This is a genomic window from Micromonospora sp. NPDC023888, from assembly GCF_040639415.1.
In the GTDB taxonomy this organism is placed as follows: Bacteria; Actinomycetota; Actinomycetes; order Mycobacteriales; family Micromonosporaceae; genus Micromonospora.
The window spans coordinates 33,800-54,107 of sequence record NZ_JBEZZW010000032.1 but is presented as its reverse complement, the minus strand read 5'-3'; the positions used below and the strand labels follow the sequence as shown (position 1 = coordinate 54,107).

At 69.6% G+C, this 20,308-nt stretch carries 19 protein-coding genes; 6 read left to right on the top strand and 13 right to left on the bottom strand.

Going from position 1 to position 20,308, the window contains the following annotated elements; all coding sequences use genetic code 11:
* Positions 1 to 43: 43 nt before the first annotated feature.
* A complete protein-coding gene (locus tag AB0F61_RS25255; RefSeq protein ID WP_357814061.1) occupies positions 44 to 973 on the bottom strand; it encodes an NADP-dependent oxidoreductase in 930 nt (309 codons plus the stop codon).
* A 50-nt stretch (positions 974 to 1,023) separates the two neighbouring features.
* On the opposite strand from AB0F61_RS25255, the gene AB0F61_RS25250 reads away from it, so the two are divergent.
* Positions 1,024 to 1,635 carry a helix-turn-helix domain-containing protein gene (locus AB0F61_RS25250; protein ID WP_357814058.1) on the top strand — a complete coding sequence of 204 codons (612 nt, stop codon included), beginning with the start codon at positions 1,024 to 1,026 and terminating at the stop codon, positions 1,633 to 1,635.
* Positions 1,636 to 1,719: 84 nt separating this feature from the next.
* On the opposite strand, the gene AB0F61_RS25245 is transcribed toward AB0F61_RS25250, so the two are convergent.
* Positions 1,720 to 3,270 (bottom strand): low temperature requirement protein A, encoded by a 1,551-nt coding sequence (locus AB0F61_RS25245; RefSeq protein WP_357814137.1) that lies wholly within the window; start codon positions 3,268 to 3,270, stop codon positions 1,720 to 1,722.
* Here AB0F61_RS25245 and dnaE point away from each other — a divergent pair.
* Positions 3,250 to 6,780: a DNA polymerase III subunit alpha gene (dnaE, locus tag AB0F61_RS25240; protein ID WP_357814055.1), complete on the top strand. Its 3,531-nt coding sequence runs from the start codon at positions 3,250 to 3,252 to the stop codon at positions 6,778 to 6,780. The genes AB0F61_RS25245 and dnaE overlap by 21 nt on opposite strands.
* A 45-nt stretch (positions 6,781 to 6,825) precedes the next feature.
* Here the strand turns inward: dnaE and abc-f are convergent, their stop codons facing one another.
* The 9 genes from abc-f to AB0F61_RS25195 form a co-directional block, all read right to left on the bottom strand.
* Entirely contained in the window at positions 6,826 to 8,463 is a 1,638-nt protein-coding gene (gene abc-f, locus AB0F61_RS25235; protein WP_357814053.1) for a ribosomal protection-like ABC-F family protein, read from the bottom strand.
* A gap of 686 nt (positions 8,464 to 9,149) precedes the next feature.
* The gene (locus AB0F61_RS25230; protein ID WP_357814051.1) at positions 9,150 to 9,350 is read right to left on the bottom strand and encodes a hypothetical protein; all 201 of its coding nucleotides are present in this window, start codon (positions 9,348 to 9,350) and stop codon (positions 9,150 to 9,152) included.
* A complete protein-coding gene (locus AB0F61_RS25225; protein WP_357814048.1) occupies positions 9,304 to 10,014 on the bottom strand; it encodes a DUF2306 domain-containing protein in 711 nt (236 codons plus the stop codon). The genes AB0F61_RS25230 and AB0F61_RS25225 overlap by 47 nt, the downstream gene beginning before the upstream one ends.
* 99 nt (positions 10,015 to 10,113) lie before the next feature.
* Positions 10,114 to 10,761: a response regulator transcription factor gene (locus AB0F61_RS25220; RefSeq protein ID WP_357814046.1), complete on the bottom strand. Its 648-nt coding sequence runs from the start codon at positions 10,759 to 10,761 to the stop codon at positions 10,114 to 10,116.
* Positions 10,761 to 11,819: a histidine kinase gene (locus tag AB0F61_RS25215; protein WP_357814043.1), complete on the bottom strand. Its 1,059-nt coding sequence runs from the start codon at positions 11,817 to 11,819 to the stop codon at positions 10,761 to 10,763. Before AB0F61_RS25215 ends, AB0F61_RS25220 begins: the two co-directional genes overlap by 1 nt.
* Positions 11,820 to 11,883: 64 nt before the next feature.
* Complete coding sequence (locus AB0F61_RS25210) at positions 11,884 to 12,273, bottom strand: hypothetical protein (protein WP_357814041.1); 390 nt, start codon at positions 12,271 to 12,273, stop codon at positions 11,884 to 11,886.
* Positions 12,270 to 12,701 (bottom strand): hypothetical protein, encoded by a 432-nt coding sequence (locus tag AB0F61_RS25205; RefSeq protein WP_357814038.1) that lies wholly within the window; start codon positions 12,699 to 12,701, stop codon positions 12,270 to 12,272. The genes AB0F61_RS25210 and AB0F61_RS25205 overlap by 4 nt, the downstream gene beginning before the upstream one ends.
* Before the next feature lie 112 nt (positions 12,702 to 12,813).
* Complete coding sequence (locus AB0F61_RS25200; protein WP_357814036.1) at positions 12,814 to 13,509, bottom strand: response regulator; 696 nt, start codon at positions 13,507 to 13,509, stop codon at positions 12,814 to 12,816.
* Positions 13,506 to 15,092, bottom strand: coding sequence for a sensor histidine kinase (locus AB0F61_RS25195; protein WP_357814035.1), 1,587 nt, complete (start codon positions 15,090 to 15,092; stop codon positions 13,506 to 13,508). Before AB0F61_RS25195 ends, AB0F61_RS25200 begins: the two co-directional genes overlap by 4 nt.
* 100 nt (positions 15,093 to 15,192) lie before the next feature.
* Between AB0F61_RS25195 and AB0F61_RS25190 the strand changes: the two genes are divergently transcribed.
* The 4 genes from AB0F61_RS25190 (at position 15,193) to AB0F61_RS25175 (ending at position 18,742) form a co-directional block, all read left to right on the top strand.
* Entirely contained in the window at positions 15,193 to 16,575 is a 1,383-nt protein-coding gene (locus tag AB0F61_RS25190) for a cation:dicarboxylase symporter family transporter (RefSeq protein WP_357814033.1), read from the top strand.
* A 232-nt stretch (positions 16,576 to 16,807) separates the two neighbouring features.
* Complete coding sequence (locus tag AB0F61_RS25185) at positions 16,808 to 18,019, top strand: helix-turn-helix transcriptional regulator (protein ID WP_357814030.1); 1,212 nt, start codon at positions 16,808 to 16,810, stop codon at positions 18,017 to 18,019.
* Between the two features lie 331 nt (positions 18,020 to 18,350).
* Positions 18,351 to 18,572 carry a hypothetical protein gene (locus AB0F61_RS25180; RefSeq protein ID WP_357814028.1) on the top strand — a complete coding sequence of 74 codons (222 nt, stop codon included), beginning with the start codon at positions 18,351 to 18,353 and terminating at the stop codon, positions 18,570 to 18,572.
* On the top strand, positions 18,569 to 18,742 hold the full coding sequence (locus AB0F61_RS25175; protein ID WP_357814025.1) for a hypothetical protein: 174 nt from the start codon (positions 18,569 to 18,571) through the stop codon (positions 18,740 to 18,742). The genes AB0F61_RS25180 and AB0F61_RS25175 overlap by 4 nt, the downstream gene beginning before the upstream one ends.
* Before the next feature lie 14 nt (positions 18,743 to 18,756).
* Here AB0F61_RS25175 and AB0F61_RS25170 read toward each other — a convergent pair whose 3' ends face one another.
* Both AB0F61_RS25170 and AB0F61_RS25165 read right to left on the bottom strand, forming a co-directional pair.
* Positions 18,757 to 19,167 carry a hypothetical protein gene (locus AB0F61_RS25170; protein ID WP_357814022.1) on the bottom strand — a complete coding sequence of 137 codons (411 nt, stop codon included), beginning with the start codon at positions 19,165 to 19,167 and terminating at the stop codon, positions 18,757 to 18,759.
* Positions 19,168 to 19,181: 14 nt separating this feature from the next.
* The gene (locus AB0F61_RS25165; RefSeq protein WP_357814134.1) at positions 19,182 to 20,027 is read right to left on the bottom strand and encodes a DUF4262 domain-containing protein; all 846 of its coding nucleotides are present in this window, start codon (positions 20,025 to 20,027) and stop codon (positions 19,182 to 19,184) included.
* Positions 20,028 to 20,308: the final 281 nt, after the last annotated feature.

Below are 20,308 nucleotides of genomic sequence, written 5' to 3'. Positions count from 1 at the left end.
ATCTCCGGTACGACGTAGCCGACCGCCGTGCGACGAGGGCGCCCTACGGCTTCAGCACGATCTTGCCTCGCGCGTGGCGGGACTCACTCAACTCGTGTGCGGCGGCCGCCTCTTCCAGAGAGAACACGGCAGCGACCGGCACGGTGAAACGACTCTGCTCGGCGAGTTCGCCGGCAGCGGCGATTCCTTCGAGAGCCGGTGTGTCTGCGCCGGGGCCAGAGCCGCGCGACAGGTGCACCCCGTACGCCTCGGCGTTGATGTCGGCGATGCTCACCACCCTGTCCGGGCTCCCGACCAGACCGACCAGGTCGGGTAGAGAACCGGAGCCGGCACAGTCGAGTACGAGATCGACCCCGCCGGGCGCCAGAGTGTGGACCCGCTCGGCCAGCCGGGGGCCGTAGGTGGTCGGGATCGCCCCGAGCGAGGCGACGAACTCGTGGTTGCGGTCGCTGGCCGTGCCGATGACGGCCGCGCCGCGAGCGACCGCGAGCTGGATCGCGGTCGTACCGACCCCGCCGGCAGCGCCCTCGATCAACAACGTGGTGCCGTCCTTGACGCCCAGCCGGTCGAGCACGCGGGTGGCCGTCTCGATGTTGCCCGCCGCACCGCCGGCCTGCTCCCAGCTCAGGGCGGCCGGCTTCGGTGCCCACGCGGCCAGTACGGCGTATTCGGCGTTCGCTCCGCCCATCTGGGCGTAGTCCGTGATCCCGAAGACCTCGTCGCCTACCCGAACCGTGGTCACCCCGTCACCGACCTCATCCACCACGCCGGCAGCGTCGACACCGGGCACGTGCGGCAGGCGGAGCGGGATCCAGTCCTGGAATCGGCCGGCGCGGACGTACGTGTCGGCCGGATTGACGCCCGAGGCCCGAACCGCCACCCGAATCTGGACCGGCCCGGCGTGTGGTTCCGGTGCCGCCGACACCTCAAGGACACTCGCGGGACCATACGTCGAAAATTGCAGAGCTCTCATGGGTACGGACGCTAACGACCGCCGCTGTCCGCCTCGCTAAAGTGAGAGCCGTGACCGGTCGTTTGCCTCATGCTCTTCGCTCCGACGCCCTGGACAACCGCCAGCGCATCCTCGAGGCCGCCCGCGCGGTTTTCGCCGTCGAGGGTCTGGATGTCCCGATGCGGGAGGTCGCCCGGCGCGCCGGGGTTGCACCGGCCACCCTGTACCGCCGGTTTCCGACAAAGGAGATGCTGGTCACCGAGGCATTCTCGGAACAGATGTATGCCTGTCACGCCGTTGTCGACGAGGGCCTTGCCGATCCGGATCCGTGGCACGGCTTCTGTCTCGTCATCGAGAAAATGTGTGAACTCCACGCCCGCGATCGCGGCTTCACCGCAGCTCTCGTGTCGACTTTTCCCCATGCTGTGGATTTCGGCGCCCGTCGCGAATACGCGCTCAACGCGATCGACGAACTGGCCCGCCGCGCCAAGGAAGCGGGCCGCCTGCGCCCCGACTTCGTCCTGGACGACGTCCTCCTCGTCCTCATGGCCAACAGCGGTATCCACGCGACCTCGCCCGCTGCCCAGGTCACCGCCTCCCGGCGCTTCGCCGCGCTCGCCATCTCGGCATTCCAGGCCTCCCCGGATGCCTCGCCGCTCCCGCCCGTCGGCAAGGCCGCATAGCCTCACCCGCGAGCCGTACCGTTTCTGGTGCCTCGAATCGCACGTCGGCAGGGCCACGCCGAACGGTGAGGTGACGCATGCGCGTCAGCGTGGCGGCGAGGCCTCCTCCAGCGGACGTCCGTGGGCTCGGGTCGTGTCCGAGACGGCGACGCCGAGCAGGACGGCGACAGCTGCCGCAGCGACCCCGAGCGGCGGCAGGCCGACCAGCACCGGCGCCATGGCCGCGAGGACGAGGAACCCGATCGGCCGTGGCCGGGACACCCGGGCGAAGGCCACGTACTCGAATACCGAGCGCCCGGCGAGGTAGAGCGCAGGCCCGCCGAGGATGGCCCCGACCCAGGCGGGTTTGGCGTCTCCGAATGGATCCATGAGGACGAGTTCGGAGCCGGCCGACGTGGCGAGGATGCCGGCCACCATGAGCAGGTGTGAGAACTCGGCCGACCGACCGAGCCGGCCGGGATCGGCGGATGCCCCGACGGCCTCGCCCAGGATCTGGCCTGCTCGGTAGAAGTAGATCCGCCACAGCAACACCGTGGTGAGGAACGACAATGTCAGGGCCACTGTTCGTTCAGCCACGATCGGCCCCCGGAGAAGACTCGACCCGGACGTCAGGATCGTCTCACCAAGCGCGACGATGACGAGCTGCCAGTAGCGTTCGGCCAGGTGTTCACCCGCGACGGCCCACGGGGACACCCGTGAGCGACCCAGCCCGGGGACCGGCCAGCCGAATCTGGCCCCCAGGTAGTCGATCGCCAGGGCGAGCGTCCACAGCAAGTTGCGCGTCACCTCGGGTGCGAAGGCTCCGGTGAGCCACGGCACGGCCGACGCACCGAACCAGATGAGCGCCAGCATGTTGACGCGGCGCAGATGGTGACCCCGGACGATGGCAACGAAGAAGAGGGTGCGGCCCACCTGGATCGCGACGTAGGTGCTCGCGAAGAGCAGGCCAGTCTCGGCGAGAGCCCCCGAAATCGCGACCGCCAGGAACAGGCTCCCATACATCGTCGTCAGGACAACGAACTGAATGGGCGGCTGGAACGGATCGAATCTGCTGGTTATCCATGCCGTCTGGGTCCAGATCCACCAGACAGCCAGGAACAGCAGCAGAGTCTCGCCATTCTCCGCGAGAGAGGTGGACAACCTCTCCGCAACGTGACCCCTGGTGTAGTCCAGCACCAACTCGTGCACGATCCGGGTGAGCGCAAAGACGAACACGAGATCGAAGAACAGTTCCAGGAAGGTCGGCCGCTGCGGACTCTCACGCCTGCGCAGGAGATTGGCCACTCTGTTCGTCGTCACCAGCCCGCCCGCTTCGTCGGCTTGTCGCTGAAGCAGTCGTACCACGTCGCCGCGCCGCCCACGGATGAAGACGCAGCCCCGGCGACCAAAGAGCTTGACGGCCGACGACGCCACCACCAAGCCCGAAGCTGCCACTACCGACGACGCGGCCGCCCCTGACCAACTGCCGTTGCCGTACCAGGCGCACTCGCGGGCGAGCAGGAGACGAGGGCCACGGCCGTCGGCGCGGACGGTGGAGCCGTCGAGATCACCTCGGTAGGGTAGGTCCCGGTCGGCTCCGACCACCAAGATCCACACCGCCGGGGGGCGCCAGGCATGGCCGATTCGTTCGCGCATCTGCACGTGCACACCGAATACTCGATGCTCGACGGAGCGGCCCGGCTGAAGGACCTGTTCGCCGAGGCCAACCGGCTGGGCATGCCGGCGGTGGCGATCACCGACCACGGCAACATGCACGGCGCGAACGACTTCTACAACCAGGCGATGGCCGCCGGGATCACGCCGATCCTGGGCGTCGAGGCGTACGTGGCACCGGAGTCGCGCTACCACAAGGCGCGGGTCAAGTGGGGTCGGCCGGAGCAGAAGAGCGACGACGTCTCGGGTAACGGCGCGATCACCCACAAGACCATGTGGGCGAAGAACGCGCGCGGTCTGAAGAACCTGTTCACCCTCAACTCGCGCGCGTCCATGGAGGGGCACTACGTCAAGTGGCCCCGGATGGACATGGAGCTGATCGCCGAGCACGCCGAGGGGATCATGGCCACCACCGGCTGCCCGTCCGGCGCGGTGCAGACCCGGCTGCGGCTGGGCCAGTTCGACGAGGCGCTCAAGGTCGCGGCGAGCTACCAGGACATCTTCGGCAAGGACAACTACTTCCTGGAGATCATGGATCACGGCCTCTCCATCGAGAGCCGGGTCCGTGAGGGGCTCACCGAGATCGCCCGCAAACTGGACATCCCGCCGGTGGTCACCAACGACTCGCACTACACCCACGAGGCGCAGGCCACCGCCCACGACGTGCTGCTCTGCGTGCAGACCGGCAGCAACATCGACGACCCCAACCGGTTCCGCTTCGAGGGTGGCGGTTACTTCGTCAAGAGCGCCGACCAGATGCGCGCGGTCGACTCGTCGGAGCTGTGGCAGGAGGGCTGCCGCAACACCCTGCTGGTGGCCGAGAAGGTCGACCCGAAGGGCATGTTCGAGTTCCACAACCTGATGCCGCGCTTCCCAGTGCCCGACGGCGAGACCGAGGAGTCCTGGTTCCGCAAGGAGACCTTCGCCGGCCTGGCCCGCCGCTACCCGAACGGCATCCCGGAGGGGCACGTCGTCCAGGCCGAGTACGAGCTGGGCGTCATCAACCAGATGGGCTTCCCGTCGTACTTCCTCGTGGTCGCCGACTTCATCCAGTGGGCCAAGAGCCAGGGCATCTCGGTCGGTCCGGGTCGTGGTTCGGCCGCCGGCTCCCTCGTGGCGTACGCGCTGGGCATCACCGACCTGGACCCGATCCAGCACGGCCTGATCTTCGAGCGGTTCCTCAACCCCGAGCGTGTCTCGATGCCGGATGTCGACATCGACTTCGACGAGCGCCGGCGCGGTGAGGTGATCAAGTACGTCACCGACAAGTGGGGTGAGGACAAGGTCGCCCAGATCGCGACCTTCGGCACGATCAAGGCGAAGGCCGCGATCAAGGACTCGGCCCGCGTGCTCGGGTTCCCGTACGCGGTCGGCGACCGGATCACCAAGGCGATGCCGCCGGCCGTGATGGGCAAGGACATCCCGCTCACCGGCATCTTCGACTCGAAGCACCCCCGTTACGCCGAGGCCGGCGAGATCCGCGGCCTGTACGACTCCGACCCGGACGTCCGCAAGGTGATCGACACCGCCAAGGGCATCGAGGGGCTGATCCGGCAGACCGGTGTGCACGCCGCCGGTGTCATCATGTCCGCCGAGCCGATCATCGAGCACATCCCGTTGATGCGCCGCGACGCCGACGGGGCGATCATCACGCAGTTCGACTACCCGACCTGCGAGTCGCTCGGGCTGCTGAAGATGGACTTCCTCGGCCTGCGCAACCTGACGATCATCGACGACGCCGTCAAGAACATCGAGCTCAACCACGGCAAGAAGCTCGACCTGCTGGCCCTGCCGCTGGACGACCCGGCCGCGTACGAGCTGCTGGCCCGCGGTGACACCCTCGGCGTGTTCCAGCTCGACGGTGGGCCGATGCGCTCGCTCCTGCGGTTGATGAAGCCTGACAACTTCGAGGACATCTCCGCGGTCCTGGCCCTGTACCGGCCCGGCCCGATGGGCGTCGACTCGCACACCAACTACGCGCTGCGCAAGAACGGCCTCCAGGAGATCACGCCGATCCACCCGGAGCTGGAGGAGCCGCTGCGGGAGATCCTGGAGCCGACCCACGGCCTGATCGTCTACCAAGAGCAGGTGCAGCGCGCCGCGCAGATCCTCGCCGGCTACACCCTCGGTCAGGCGGACCTGCTGCGCCGGGCCATGGGTAAGAAGAAGAAGGAGATCCTCGACAAGGAGTTCATCCCGTTCCGGGACGGCTGCCGGGAGCGCGGCTACTCCGACGAGGCGATCCAGGCGGTGTGGGACGTCCTGGTGCCGTTCGCCGGCTACGCCTTCAACAAGGCGCACTCCGCCGCGTACGGGCTGGTCTCCTACTGGACCGCGTACCTGAAGGCGCACTACCCGGCCGAGTACATGGCCGGGCTGCTCACGTCCGTCGGTGACGACAAGGACAAGATGGCGCTCTACCTGTCCGAGTGCCGCCGGATGCGCATCCAGGTGCTGCCGCCGGACGTGAACACGTCGGCCGGGCCGTTCACCCCGGTCGGCAAGGACATCCGCTTCGGTCTGGCCGCGGTGCGCAACGTCGGCGCGAACGTCGTCGCCTCGATCATGCGGTGCCGCCAGGAGAAGGGCGACTACACCGACTTCTACGACTTCCTGTCCAAGGTGGACGCGGTGGTCTGCAACAAGAAGACGATCGAATCGCTGATCAAGGCCGGCGCGTTCGACTCGATGCAGCACCCCCGCAAGGGCCTGCTCGCGGTGCACGCCGACGCCATCGACGCGTACGCCGACGTGAAGCGCAAGGAGGCGGTCGGCCAGTACGACCTCTTCGGTGCCGGCTTCGGTGACGCCGACACCGGCAGCACCACGGTGATGCCGACAATCGGTGACAGCGAGTGGGACAAGCGCGACAAGCTGGCGTTCGAGCGCGAGATGCTCGGCCTGTACGTCTCCGACCACCCGCTGTTCGGCCTGGAACACATCCTCGGCGCGGCGGCCGACACCACGATCGCCTCCCTCGCCGAGGACGGCGCGGTGCCCGACGGGGCGGTGGTCACCCTCGCCGGCATCCTGTCCGGGGTGCAGCGCCGGGTCACCAAGCAGGGCCGCGCCTGGGCCTCGGCCACCCTTGAGGACCTGGCCGGTGGGGTGGAGACGCTGTTCTTCCCCAACACCTACGAGGTGATCGGGCAGTACATCGCCGAGGACGCCATCGTGGTGGTCAAGGGCCGGGTGGACCGCCGCGACGACACCCCACGGATCATGGCGATGGACATGTCCATGCCGGACGTCAGCACCAGCGCCACCAACAAGCCGGTCACCCTCACCATCCCGGTGCACAGGTGCACGCCACCGCTTGTGGAGCGGCTCAAGGAAACCCTGGTGCTGCACCCCGGCGACACCGAGGTGCACGTCAAACTCCAGAACGGCGGGCGCACCACCACCCTGCGGCTGGGCCCGTTCCGGGTGGCGGCGACGACCGCGCTGATGGGTGACCTGAAGAGCGTCCTCGGCCCGGCCAACGTGAGCTGACCGCGCCACGGCCCGGCCGGTGTCCCGCCGGCCGGGCCGTGCGGGTCAGCCCCGGTCGGGCGCGCCGATCTCCCGCAGCTGGCCGTCGGCCAGCCGCAACCAACGCTGCACGCCGATCTCGGCGAGGAACCGTTCGTCGTGGCTGACCACCACGAACGCACCCTGGTACGCGGACAGCGCGCTCTCCAACTGGGCGACGCTCACCAGGTCCAGGTTGTTCGTCGGCTCGTCGAGCAGCAGCAGTTGCGGCGCCGGTTCGGCGCAGAGCACACAGGCGAGGGTGGCGCGGAGCCGCTCGCCACCGGAGAGCACCCCGACGGGCAGGTTGACCCGGGCGCCCCGGAACAGGAACCGGGCCAGCAGGTTCATCCGCTGCGCGTCGGGCAGGCTCGGCGCGTACGCGGCGAAGTTCTCCGCCACCGTACGGTCGAGGTCCAGCAGGTCCAGCCGCTGCGACAGGTACGCGATCCGCCCGTCGGCCCGTTTGATGTCGCCGCCGGCCGGTTCGAGGTCGCCGTTGACGAGGCGCAGCAGTGTCGACTTGCCAACGCCGTTCGCCCCGGTGAGCGCGATCCGCTCCGGCCCCCGGATCACCAGGTCGGCGCCGTCACCGCCGAACAGCTCCCGGTCGTCGAAGCGGGCCCGCATCCCGTGGCCGGAGAAGACCGTGCGCCCGCCCGGGACCGTGGTGTCGGGCAGGTCCACGGTGATCCGGTCCTCGTCGCGGACCGCCCGGCCCGCCTCGTCGAGTCGGGCCTTCGCCTGCCCGAGCCGGCCGGCGTGCGTCTCCTGCGCCTTGCCCGCCGACTCCTGCGCACTGCGCTTCAGCCCACCGGCCACGATCCGCGCCAGGCCGGCGTTCTTCAGGTTCTTGGCGGCGTTGCTGGCCCGCCGGTCGGCGCGCTCCCGGGCCTGCTGCATCTCCCGCTTCTCCCGCTTGACCTCCTGCTCGGCGTTGCGCAGGTTGCTCTCGGCCACCTCCCGGGCCGCCTGCACCGCCTCGGTGTACGCGGTGAAGTTCCCCCCGTACCAGCGGATCTCACCGCGGTCCAGCTCGGCGATCCGGTCCATCCGGTCCAGCAGTTCCCGGTCGTGACTGACCAGCAGCAGGCACCCCGACCAGTCGGTGAGCACGTCGTAGAGCTTGTGCCGCGCCTCCAGGTCCAGGTTGTTTGTCGGCTCGTCGAGCAGCAGCACGTCCGGACGGCGCAGGAGCTGCGCCGCCAGGCCGAGGGAGACCACCTGGCCGCCGCTGAGGGTGTGCAGCCGCCGGTCGAGTGACAGCTCACCGAGGCCGAGCCGGTCCAGCTCGGCGCGGGTGCGCTCCTCGATGTCCCAGTCGTCGCCGATGGTGGCGAAGTGCGCCTCGCTGGCGTCGCCGGCCTCGATGGCGTGCAGGGCCGCGATCCGCTCGGCGACGTCCAGCACCTGCGCCACGGTCAGGTCGCCGGCCAGCGGCAGGGTCTGTGGAAGGTAGGCGAGCAGACCGTCGACGGTGACGCTGCCGCCGCTGGGCCGCAGCTCCCCGGCGATCAGCCGCAGCAGGGTGCTCTTGCCGGCGCCGTTGGGCGCGACCAGCCCGGTGCGACCGCCCGGGACGGTGAAGGACAGCTCCGAGAAGACCGGGGTGTCGTCCGGCCAGGAGAAGGACAGGTTCGAGCAGACGATGAACGCATCAGACATGCGAGTGACCTCAAAAGGGTGGGTTGGGCGCGCCGAAGCCGCCCGACGAGACGGGGACCTGTGGAACGACGACATGGCCACGGCGGCTGCGCGCACGCGCGCCGAACCGGTGGCCGAACATGTCCGGTCTCACCCGGAGATGTCGTCGTCACCCGCCATGTCTGGTCTCCCTGGTCGTACCGCTAACCCAACTCGGTGAGTCTAACAACGGATCTTCCGTCCGCCACCGGGTTCCCGACCCGATGCCGCTTCACATTACAAGCAGCCGTACTCGGCGATGCGGAAGCTAGGACACGTCGAAGAGGCGTAGCCCGTCGTACTCGGCGAAGTCGGCGAAATCTTTGCCGTTGAAGGTCGCCAGTGGCAGCCGGTCGACAAGGCATCAAGCCGCGATCCAGGAGTCGTTGGTCGGTCGGGGGCGCCCCCGGTGTTGAGCCCGCGCTTGAAGGCGCCCCAGGTGACTGCCACCGCCTCGTGGAAGGAACGCAGCACGATCCCCGTGCGCCATTGTGCGAGGTCAGCCAGCTTGCGTGGCCCCCAGCTGCGCAGTGCGGTCCATTTGGTCAGCTCTCCGAGCGTCACGAAGGTGATGCAGAGGGTCTTACCGGCAAGGCGGGCACGGAGACGTTCAGGTAGCCGTCCCCGGAGGATTGCGGACGCGACGTCCGTGTCCAGAACGACAAGGCTCATGCGGCGCCGGCCCGCCGAGAGGTGTACAGGTCGGCGAGGAACTCGTCCAGTTCCTCGTCCGACTCGAAACGGCCCGGGCGGGTTAGGTCATCCACGGAGGCGACCGGCTGGATGCCCTGACGACGGGCCAACTCCTCGGCCGGCACGTGCTCAGCCGTCGGCCACTCGGGCATCCGTTCGGCATTGCTCGACGTCACGGCTCGCCTCCTGCGTATCTGGTTGTCTTCGATTCTTCCACTTTCGACGTCGGCGACTTCTGATGACGGCCTCGATCACGGCCAGGTTGACGATCCAGGCCAGGGTCTGGCCGACCGGAATCATCGAGGGCGCCTGTGCGCCGATCTCGCCCGCGGCGACCCTGCCGAACGGGATCTGCACCAGCAGAAGCAGGGGTACGAAGATGCGAGCCGTAACGGCGAGGAAGGTCAGCGCATAGTTGCGCATCATCCAGTTCCGGTGGGCGGCGAAGTCCCGTCGCCGGGCGGCCCGGTACCCGAGACCACCGGTGATCAGCCACAGCGCGGCTGCGGTGGTGAGACTGATCTGTGTCAGGAGACGACCGGACCACAACGCGACCGGGATCGCCGTGAGGCCGGACGGCAGGACTCCGATGGCGAGGTAGCAGCGGCCGATGGTCCGGTGGATCCGTGGGCGGGCGCGCACCTTCGGCATGAACTGGAGAGGGCCGAGGATCAGCGCGACCGTGGCGGTGAAGATGTGCGCGACGAGCACCCCGTAGTGCACGGCGTCACCGACGTCGATGCGGCTCTTGTGGATGTCCAGGGCCAGGTACGGGTACGCGAGCACCACGCTGACGACGACGGCGATGGCGAACATCAGCCAGGGCGTTCGTTTCTGCATGCCCTCAGCGTTTCCGACGACGCCGTTTCCCGCGTCCGCCCTATGGCGGCCGACGCGTACGTAAAGCCGCGTACGGCCAGGGGGTTGGCCCTGCCGGCGTCAGCGGTCCACGGTGAGGCCGGCGCGGATGCCGAAGACGACGAGTTGGGCCCGGGTACGGGCGTTCAGTTTCACCATCGCCCGACTGGCGTGGGTGCGTACGGTTGCCGGGCTCAGGGCAAGTTCCCGGGCGATCTGCTCGTTTGTGTGACCGGTGGTCACCCAGGCTACGACCTCCCGCTCCCGGTCAGTCAGCGTGTCGATGCGGGTCACCATGCCGCCGGGCTGGCTGAACAGCGACACCACCCGCCGGGTCACCGACGGCGACAGCAGCGCCTCGCCGGCCGCCGCCACCCGGACCGCCCGAACCAGGTCCGCCGGGTCGGCGTCCTTCAGCACGAAACCAGCGGCCCCGGCCTGCAGCGCCTCGAAGATGTACCTGTCGATCTCGAAGGTGGTCACCACGATCACCCGGGTGCACGCCAGCTCGGGCTCGGCCGCGATGGCCCGTAGCGTCGCCAGGCCGTCCAGGCCAGGCATCCGGACGTCAAGCAGCAGGACGTCCGGCCGCACCTGGCGCACCACCCGCAGCGCGTCGTGCCCGGAGGCCGCCTCACCTACCACGGCCAGGTCGTCCTCCCGGTCGATGAGCACCCGCAGGCCCAACCGCACCAGTTCCTCGTCGTCGGCCAGGACCACCCGAATCACTAGGCGCTCCCCACCGGTAGCCGCGCCGTGACCTGGAAACCGCCGCCGACCCGCGGGCCGGCGGTGAATCGACCGCCGACAGCCTCGACTCTGCGGCGCAGCCCCGACAACCCTCGTCCCCCCGTCGCGGCACCGTCGGCGGCGCCCCGCCCACGGTCACCGACCTGCACCAACACGTCACCGTCGGTCGGTATCACCTGAACATCCGCCGTGGTCGGTCCGGCATGCCGCAGCACGTTCGTCAACGATTCCTGCACCACCCGGTACGCCACCGCGTCGACCTCGTCGGTAAGCGCCACCTCGGTCATCGTCACCTCCACCGGCAGACCGGCCGCGCGGATCTCGTCAACGAGGGCACCGACACCGGCAAGCCCCGCCTCCCCGTCACGCGGATGGAACGTGTCGAGCATGCTGCGCAGGCCGGCCAACGACGCGCCGCTGGTGGCCTTGATCGCCTCCAACGACGCGCGTGCCTGGTCGGTGCGCTCGTCGAGCACCAACAGTGCGATCCCGGCGTGCATCGCGATCAGCGCGAAGCCGTGTCCGGCGACGTCGTGCACCTCGCCGGCCAGCCGTACCCGCTCGGCCGCGGCTGCCCGGGCCACGAGATCACGCCTGGCCCGCTCCTGGGCCACCGTCGTGAGGTGCACAAGCGCTCCCAGCGACCACGGCAGCACCACCCAGCCAGTCCATCCCATGGCGAGCACGACCGGCTGGTGCAGTTGCGGCATCGAGCGCAGCAGCACCGTTGCCGAAGCGGTAAGCGCCGCGATTCCGCAGGCACCGGCTGACAGCCGCAGCGGCCGGCGTCGGGCCACCTCGAACATGGCGACCACCATGCACAACTGCACCGGCCCGTACGGGTAGCCGGCCAGCAGGTAAGCACTGACCGTCAGCATGGCTCCGGCAAGGGCCCAGACCGGCGCCCGGCGCAACCCCACCGTCGCCAGTGCCGCCGCCGAGACCAGCGACATCCCCCAGAAGTCCAGGTCCGCATCCGCGTTGCTCTGCCCGCGGGCCGCACCGATCGTGCCGGCGACGAGCACCGCCGCCGACACGACCGCCCACCTCAGGTCCACCAGCCATCGGAACTGCCGGGGCCCGGGGTGCCCGTCGCGGTCTTCACCTCGCACGAGCCTGCCACGCCCCGAGCATCGCCACGACCCCCGTGATTGCGGCGAACGCCAGCCCGAGCGACATCACCACGTTGCCCGCGACAGTCCCCACATTTTCCGAACGGAAATTCGGCGTCAGCTGGCCGGCCGCCCACCCGCCGAGGACGATCCACAGCGAGATCAGCACCGAGAACACCGGTGCCCACCAGCGCCGGCCGGTGAACACCACCAAGGCGCCGCACACCACGATGAAGACGATCCCCGGTGGGAACGCCGGGAACTTGCCGGGGTCGGCGATCCACTGGATGAGCAGGCCCAGGATGCCCACCACCAGGCCCCACAGCGACAACCTTGTGCATCTCGGTGCCGCCGGCACTCTCGCCACGATCGCGTTCATCGTCGAGGTCCTCCCGTCTCGGTGTCCTGTCGTTCGTCTGGATGCGCTGTCCGGGCCGGCACGGATCTGCGCCGCCAGACGGCGGCGACCCCGAACGCGGCAGCCGCGGTGAATCCGGCCAGCTGAAGCCATCCCGCCCAGAACTGGACGGGTTCCGTCGGGGTACCGAGCCGACCCACGAAAGCGGCGTCGGAGAACCCGCCGAAGAGAAACAAGACGCCCGTCACCACCGCCAACAACGGCATGAACCGCCACCTGACGGCCGCCACCATGGCGGCCACCCCCAGGTAGATCAGCGGCCCCGGGCCGTCGTAACCGGCGACCAGGCTGCGGGACTCGACAATCTCGGGACCAGCGTCGCCGATCGCCGCCACGACCAGCGCTCCGCAGGTCGCGACGGCCCAGCGGCGGCGATCCGCCTTCGCCATGGATTGATCCGTCACGGCTCGACTATCCGTCGCCCGGCCGGGATCCACGTCAGCCCACGGAAGGCTCGGCTCTACGCAAATCTGCGTAGCCGGCGCGGGCGCCGGGGCCCGTTCAGCGGGGTCGGTATTCGACCTCGGGGCGGCCGGGGGTGCCATAGCGGGGGCTGCGGACCGCGCGGTCGATGGTCACCAGGTATTCCAGGTAGCGGCGGGCGGTCACCCGGGAGATGCCGGTCAGCGTGCTCACCTCGGTCGCGGACAATCCCACCTCCGCGCGGGTGCCGCTGCCGAGGGCGGCGCGTACCCGATCGAGGGTCTGCGCGTCGAGCCCCTTGGGCAGGCTGAGCCCGGCGGCGCCGCGCAGGGTGGCGAACATCTGGTCCACCTCGTGCTGCGCGGCGACCTCCCCGTCGGCGAGGGCCTGCGCGCGGTAGTCGGCGTACCGTTCCAGCTTGTCGCGGAACGCCGCGAACGTGAACGGTTTGAGCAGGTAGTGGGTCACCCCGAGGGACACCGCGGTGCGCACCACCGCCAGGTCCCGGGCGCTGGTCACCGCCAGCACGTCGACGCTGTTGCCGGCGGCCCGCAGCGCCCGGCAGACGTCCAGGCCGTGCAGGTCGGGCAGCCGAAAATCCAGGAGTACGAGGTCCACGTCGCCGCCGTCGTTGGCGCGCAGCGCCGCCATCGCCGCCCGCGCGGTGTGCGCCACGCCGACCACCACGAAACCGGGAACCCGTTCGGTGTACGCGGAGTGCGCCTCGGCGAGCAGCGGCTCGTCCTCGACGACAAGCACCCGGATGTCGGTCACGGGCGCTTCCCTCCGTGCGGTAGGCGGACGGTGAACAGACTGCCGCCGTCGTCCGAGCGGCCCACCTCGTAGCTACCGCCGTGCCGGCGGACCACCTGGCCGACGAGCGCCAGGCCGAGGCCCCGGCCGGTGCTCTTGGTGGACCAGCCGCGCCGGAACGCGTCGGCCACCCGCTCCGGGGCCAACCCGGGCCCGCTGTCGGCCACCCGGATCAGCAGTTCGTCGTCGACCGCGCCGACGAAGACCCGCACCCGGCGGGGCGCCGGTGTGCCGGCCACCGCCTCCAGGGCGTTGTCGACCAGGTTGCCGACCACGGTGAGCAGGTCGCCGGTCGGCAGTGGGCTGTCGTCGAGGCGGCAGTCCGGCTCGATGACGAGGTCCACCCCGCGCTCGCCGGCCTGCGCCGACTTGCCGAGCAGCAGCGCCGCCATCGCCGGCTCGGTCACCGCGCCGACCACCCGGTCGGTCAACTGCTGGGCGAGGGCCAGGTCCCGGGTGCCGAGCCGGACGGCCTCGTCGGCGCGGCCCAACTCCACGAGCGTCAAAACGGTGTGCAGCCGGTTGGCCGACTCGTGGGTCTGCGCCTGCAACGCCTCGGTCAGCGCGCGTACCGAGTCCAGCTCGCTGGCCAGGGTGCGCAGCTCGGTCTGGTCGCGCAGGGTCAGCACGGTGCCGAGCACCGCGCCCTCGAAACGGGTGGTCCGCTGGTTGGCGACAAGCACCCGGTCACCGGCGAGGACGGGCTCGTCGCGGGCGTCGCGCCCGGAGCCGAGCAGCTCGGCCACCGCGGGCGGCAGGTCGATCCCGGCGACCGGTTGGTCGAGCACCGGCGCGTCCACGTCGAGCCCCACCAGTCGCCGACCCTCGTCGTTGATCAACGCGATGCGTCGGTCGGTGGTCAGCACCACGAGACCCTCGCGCACCGAGTGCAGAACCGCGTCGTAGTACTCGTACATCCGGGTCATCTGCGCCGGACCGAGACCGTGCGTCTGGCGGCGTAACCGTCGGCTGAGCAGCCAGGAGCTGGTCGCGGCGAGCGCGAGAGCCGACGCCGCGACGCCCAGCAGCACCGGGAGCTGGCCGAGCAGCTTACGGTCGATCGCGCGGGTCCTGATACCCACCGAGACCAGGCCGACGATGCGCCGCTGCTCGTCGTACACCGGGACCACCGCGCGCACCGACTCGCCGAGCGTCCCGACGTTCGTGGTGGTGAACGGGCGGCCCGCCAGGGCGGGCCCAATGTCACCGACGAACGGCTCGCCGATCCGCTCGCGGGTGGGGTGCGAGAAACGGGTGCGGTCGGGGGCCATCACCACCACGAAGTCGGTGTCCGTCGCCTCCCGGGTCGATTCGGCGTACGGCTGCAGCAGGCTGGCCGGGTCGGCGGTCGTGAGGGCCGTGCGGACGTCGGGGGAGCTGGCCACGGTCTGCGCCACCGCGAGCACCTCCTCCTGCGCGGCCTGGCGGGAGTCGCTGCGGGCCAGCCAGACGGCGCCCGCCGCGCCGGCCAGCACGAGCAGCGTCACCACCATCGCCTGGAGGGCGAAGAGCTGCCCCGCGATGCTCCACTGACGTCGGGCCACCCCCACCACCTCCTCGTCGCGCCGCTGCCGTTGTGGCGTTCGCGGTGAACAGAATGACCGCAAGGCTGTCAACGGGTGAGACACGGTTCACATTGTCGACATGGACACCACCGCATCCGCCACCACACCGGCACCGGCGGTCCGCCGGGACCGTACCCGTTACCTCTACCTGGCCGTCATCGTGGCCGTGCTCGCCGGCATCGTGGTTGGCCTGGTCGCCCCCGATTTCGGCAAGGAACTCAAGCCGATCGGCACCGGCTTCGTCAACCTGATCAAGATGATGATCAGCCCGGTCATCTTCTGCACGATCGTGCTCGGCGTCGGCTCCGTCCGGCAGGCAGCGAAGGTCGGCAAGGTCGGCGGCCTCGCTCTCGGCTACTTCCTCACCATGTCGACAGTCGCGCTCGCCATCGGCCTGGTCGTCGGCAACCTCATCCACCCCGGCTCCGGCCTGAACCTGGGCGCGGACCTCGCGGGCGCGGGCAAGGCCGCCGCCGGCGACGAAGCAGCCGGTACGACTGAGTTCCTGCTCGGGATCATCCCGACCACGATGCTCTCCGCGCTCACCGAGGGCGAGGTGCTCCAGACGCTGCTCGTGGCGCTGCTCGTCGGTTTCGCCGTCCAGGCCATGGGCCGGCGCGGGGAGCCGGTGCTCGGCGCGATCGCCGTCATCCAGCGCGTCGTGTTCAAGGTCCTCGCCATGATCATGTGGCTGGCGCCGGTTGGCGCGTTCGGTGCCATGGCCGCTGTGGTCGGCGCGACCGGGGTGGACGCCCTCAAGAGCCTCGCCCAGATCATGCTGGGCTTCTACGCGACCTGCCTGATCTTCGTGCTGGTGTTCCTGGGTGCGCTGCTCTGGTTCATGGCCCGGATCTCGATCTTCTCGCTGCTGCGCTACCTCGGCCGGGAGTTCCTGCTGATCCTGTCGACCTCGTCGTCGGAGTCGGCGCTGCCGCGGCTGATCGCGAAGATGGAGCACTTCGGGGTGAGCAAGCCGGTCGTGGGGATCACGGTGCCGACCGGGTACTCGTTCAACCTGGACGGCACGGCGATCTACCTGACCATGGCGTCGCTGTTCATCGCCGAGGCGATGGGCAACCCGCTCTCCATCGGCGAGCAGGTGTCGCTGCTGCTGTTCATGATCATCGCGTCGAAGGGTGCGGCCGGCGTGACCGGCGCGGGCATCGCGACGCTCGCCGGTGGTCTCCAGTCGCACCGTCCGGACCTCGTCGACGGGGTCGGCCTGATCGTCGGCATCGACCGGTTCATGTCGGAGGCCCGGGCGCTCACCAACTTCGCCGGCAACGCGGTGGCGACAGTGCTGGTCGGCACGTGGACCGGCGAGTTCGACCGGGACCGGGCGGTCGGCGTGCTGCGCGGCGACGACCCGTTCGACGAGACCACGATGCTCGACGAGCACGACGAGGACGAGTCGACCGCGCGCCCCGACGAGGCGTCCGCGCCGGCCGGCGTCCCCGCCTGACCGTCCCGCCTGATGGTCCACGGCGATGATCGACACGGGATCGGCGAAACCGGGGTATCCGAGCGCGTAGGACACCCCGATATCGCTGACCTCGTGTCGATCACCACCGAGAGGCGCCGGCCGGGGCCGTGGCTGAGGCGTGTGCGGGTTTCCGGGCGGCGGATCGATCGGTAGCGTTGGCCGTGGCGGCGGATGGGCCGGTACGGCGTCCCGCGCCACGAGGAGGTTCGGGATGGATTCCATGCCGGAGTTGACCTTCGGTCAGCGGCTGAAGGTCTACCGCGAGCGTTCGGGCAAGACCCGTGCCGTGCTCGGTGGCCTGGTCGGGCGCAGCGCCGAGTGGGTCAAGGCGGTGGAGACCGACCGCATTCTGCCGCCGCGTGTGCACATGCTGGACCGGATCGCGCGTGCCCTCAAGGTCGAGCTGTCGGTCCTGGTGGGGGAGTTGAGCGACCGCTCCGCCGTCGTGAACGGGCCGGAGCATCCGGCGCTCGGCTCGGTCCGGGACGCCGTGAACCGCTGCACGTTCTCCGGCGACGCCGCGCCTGAGCCGTTGAGCCGCCTCGGTGACCGTCTTGCTGCGGCCTGGCGGGCACGTCATCAGGCATCGGACCATCGCACGGTGCTGGGTGCCCTCCTGCCGGACCTGCTCCGCGACGTCCAACGCGCGGCCCTGACGTACGAGGGTGCCGAGCGTCGACGTGCGCAGGCGCTCCTGGCCGAGGCGCTCGGGCTCGCGCAGATGTTCCTCGCCTACCAGCCAGCCGCCGAGATCCTGTGGCGGGTCGCCGATCGCGCGATGGTGGCCGCGCAGGAGTCCGGGGATCCCGAAGCGTTGGCCTGCGCGGGGTGGTTCCTGTGCCAGGTGCACCGGGACGCCGGTGACTGGGACACCGCCATGGCGGTGACGCTCGACGTCCTCTCCGCACTGGAGTCGCGCGCGGCCGACGCGAGCACCAACCTTTTGGCCCTCTTCGGAGCGCTCCACTTCGAAGCCGCCTACACCGCCGCCCGATCGGGTGAGGAGGGCCGCGCCTGGCGGTACTGGGATCGCGCAGATCGCGTCGCACAGCGCCTACCGCAGGGCTTCTACCAGCCGCAGACATCGTTCTCCCGCGTCATCATGGGTGCCCACGCGGTCACCGTGGCCGTCGAGTTGCAGAAATCCGGCGAAGCGGTGCGGCAGGCACGTCGCCATGACGCGGCGGCCATCCCGTCGCGACCGCGCCGCGCGCGACACCTCATCGAGGTCGCGCGCGCCCACCACGGCAAGGACGACAGGGGAACCGCCATGGCGAGCCTTCGCCAGGCGTACGAGTCGGCCCCGGAGACGATCCGCTTCAACGGCTACGCCCGACAGATCACTCTGGACCTGCTCAGCGGGCCGCCATCCACCCGCAAGGACGCCCGAGATCTCGCACTGAAGGTCGGCCTCGTCTCTTGATCTAGGGGTACGAACCCTACCCATGTCGCGCCACAACCGTCCGTAACGTCGCCATCACGGGATGCGGCGGGCGGTGCGGACTCGCCTGGCCGCCGCGTCCCCCTCAACCTCAGGGGTGGCTGGCTGCCTCGCGATGACGGGGAGGACGCGTGCGACGCGTCTCGTACGACGAATACCTCTCGGCGGTCGCCCTGACCCTGGCCCGAAGGCATCGGCCCGTCTGGTCCTGGCGGCACTGGCGACGCATCTGCCGTTGCGGTACCGACCTGCCGTGCCGAAGCCGTCATCGCCTCCCGATCAACCGCGACCACTGGCCCGCCCAGGGCACGTCGTGACGACCGCCCATCAGCCGACCTCACCCCTCTGGAACTGCGCGTGCTGTGGCGCCGACTGGCCCTGTGAGCCGGGGCGGCGGGAGTTGCTGGTCGAGTACGACGGATGTCTCTTGTCCCTGGCCGTCTATCTGGCCGCTCAACTCGTCGTCGCCACGCAACACCTGGCCTACGTCCCCGCCGGTCACCTGCACCGCCGATTCGTCGGCTGGGTGCGGTGAGCATCCTTCGGGCTGGAGACGAGAAGTTCCACTACAGCGACGGGTCGCACAGGTGGATCCCGCCCAATCCCGACTATGACCAGGAGGTCTGGGACGAGCAGGTCCGCCAGCACAAGCAGGGTCACCTGCGGCATGAGCACCCGAAGGTCCGCATCCAACGCCTGGTGTGACGCGTCGACCCGCGTCAGCTCGTTGCGACCAGGGCCGCCGCGCAGAACTCGGCTGGTGGCAGGTACTCGTGGGCGGCGACGTAGTGGAGTAGGAGTTGTGGTGCGGCGTACACGACGTCATCGCCCTGGACCTGGAACTCGGCGCTCTCGCGGGCGATCACGCCCCGTCGAATGGCTTCTCTGGCGTCCTCGCCCATGTCCCGGACGCAGATCTCGCAGTAGTGGTGCCCGCGTGTCTGGCGGACCCGCACCGTGGACAGTTTCGTCAGGGCTGGCAGCAACCCGTGCGGGGGAGTGCCGGTCGGGAACGGATGCGAGGCGTCCAGCCAGCCGACGTTGAGTAGCGGCAGGTCGGATGGCCCTTGCTCGTCCTCGTCGTGCCGCTCCAGGTACGTGTACGGCGTCAGGTCCGCGAAGTAGGTCACGGGTCATACGTACCCTAGATCGGCTCGGCGGTTTTCCATGATCGGGTGCTGTCGCGCCGGTCGTCTCGTGACAGCGGCGAGCGGCTCCAGGCCCGGTCGGCATCGAAGGTTGCGACCTGACCGTCGGCGAGGTCGGCGCATGCGGTGAGGTGCGGATGGCGTTGTACGAGCGCGCCGAGGAACGCCAGGCAGAGATCGTCGGCGTCGTATCCGCGCTCGTCGAGCACGTCGTGGCTGCCCTCGTCCCTGATCACCCGGTCGATGGGGCGGGTGCCGGCGGCGACCGCGCGGGTCGTCAGCGCCCAGGAGTCCGGACCCGCGTCGAAGGGGAACCCCGGTTCCAGCTCGCCGACCAGGCGCCAGGCGCCCCGCGGGTGTTCACCGACCGGAAGCCAGGAGTGGGCCTGGCGGTTGCGGCTGCTCGTGGTGACGCCGTCCTCCCACGGCCAGAGGCCGTTGCGATCCGGCCACACCAGTTGGTGGAACAGCACCGTGCCCCCACGGTAGAAGCGGTGGGCGGTGCCGAAGAGCGGGTCGTGCCAGGACGGGTCCACCGCTCGCAGTTGGGTGGGAAAGCCGTCGAGCACGCCGTGGAACGGTGTCTCCTCGACGGGCCAGCCCTGCTCGCGGGCGTGATCGACGTAGGCGTTGAGCCAGTGCTGCATGCCCTCGCCGTCAAGGCCGAACATCACCACCTCAGGGCGACGGAACGAGTGCCACAGGCCGACGGTGTACGCGAACTCGATTCCTCCGGCTATCCGCAACACCGACCAGCCGTGGTCGCGTACCAGTTGGACGGTGCGGCTGTCCCGGGTCGGCGCACTGTCGCTGCAGATCAGACATGAGCAGCCCTCGATCATCACCGGCGGACCGTACCGCAGGGTCGTGACGGGCCGCCGCGGCAGGGCGATCTACCTGACCATGGCGTCGCTGTTCATCGCCGAGGCGATGGGCAACCCGCTCTCCATCGTCGAGCAGATCTCGCTGTTGCTCAGGGGTGTGCCGAGAGGCCCTCTACCTTTCGTGTCGAGGGGCAGGGGGCTGACTCGTTGCCGGACCGACATACCGGTCGGATTCCGCGGGTGACAACAAGCACGGGGCGGGTGTGGACATTCACCATCACAACCGGCAGAACGCATGA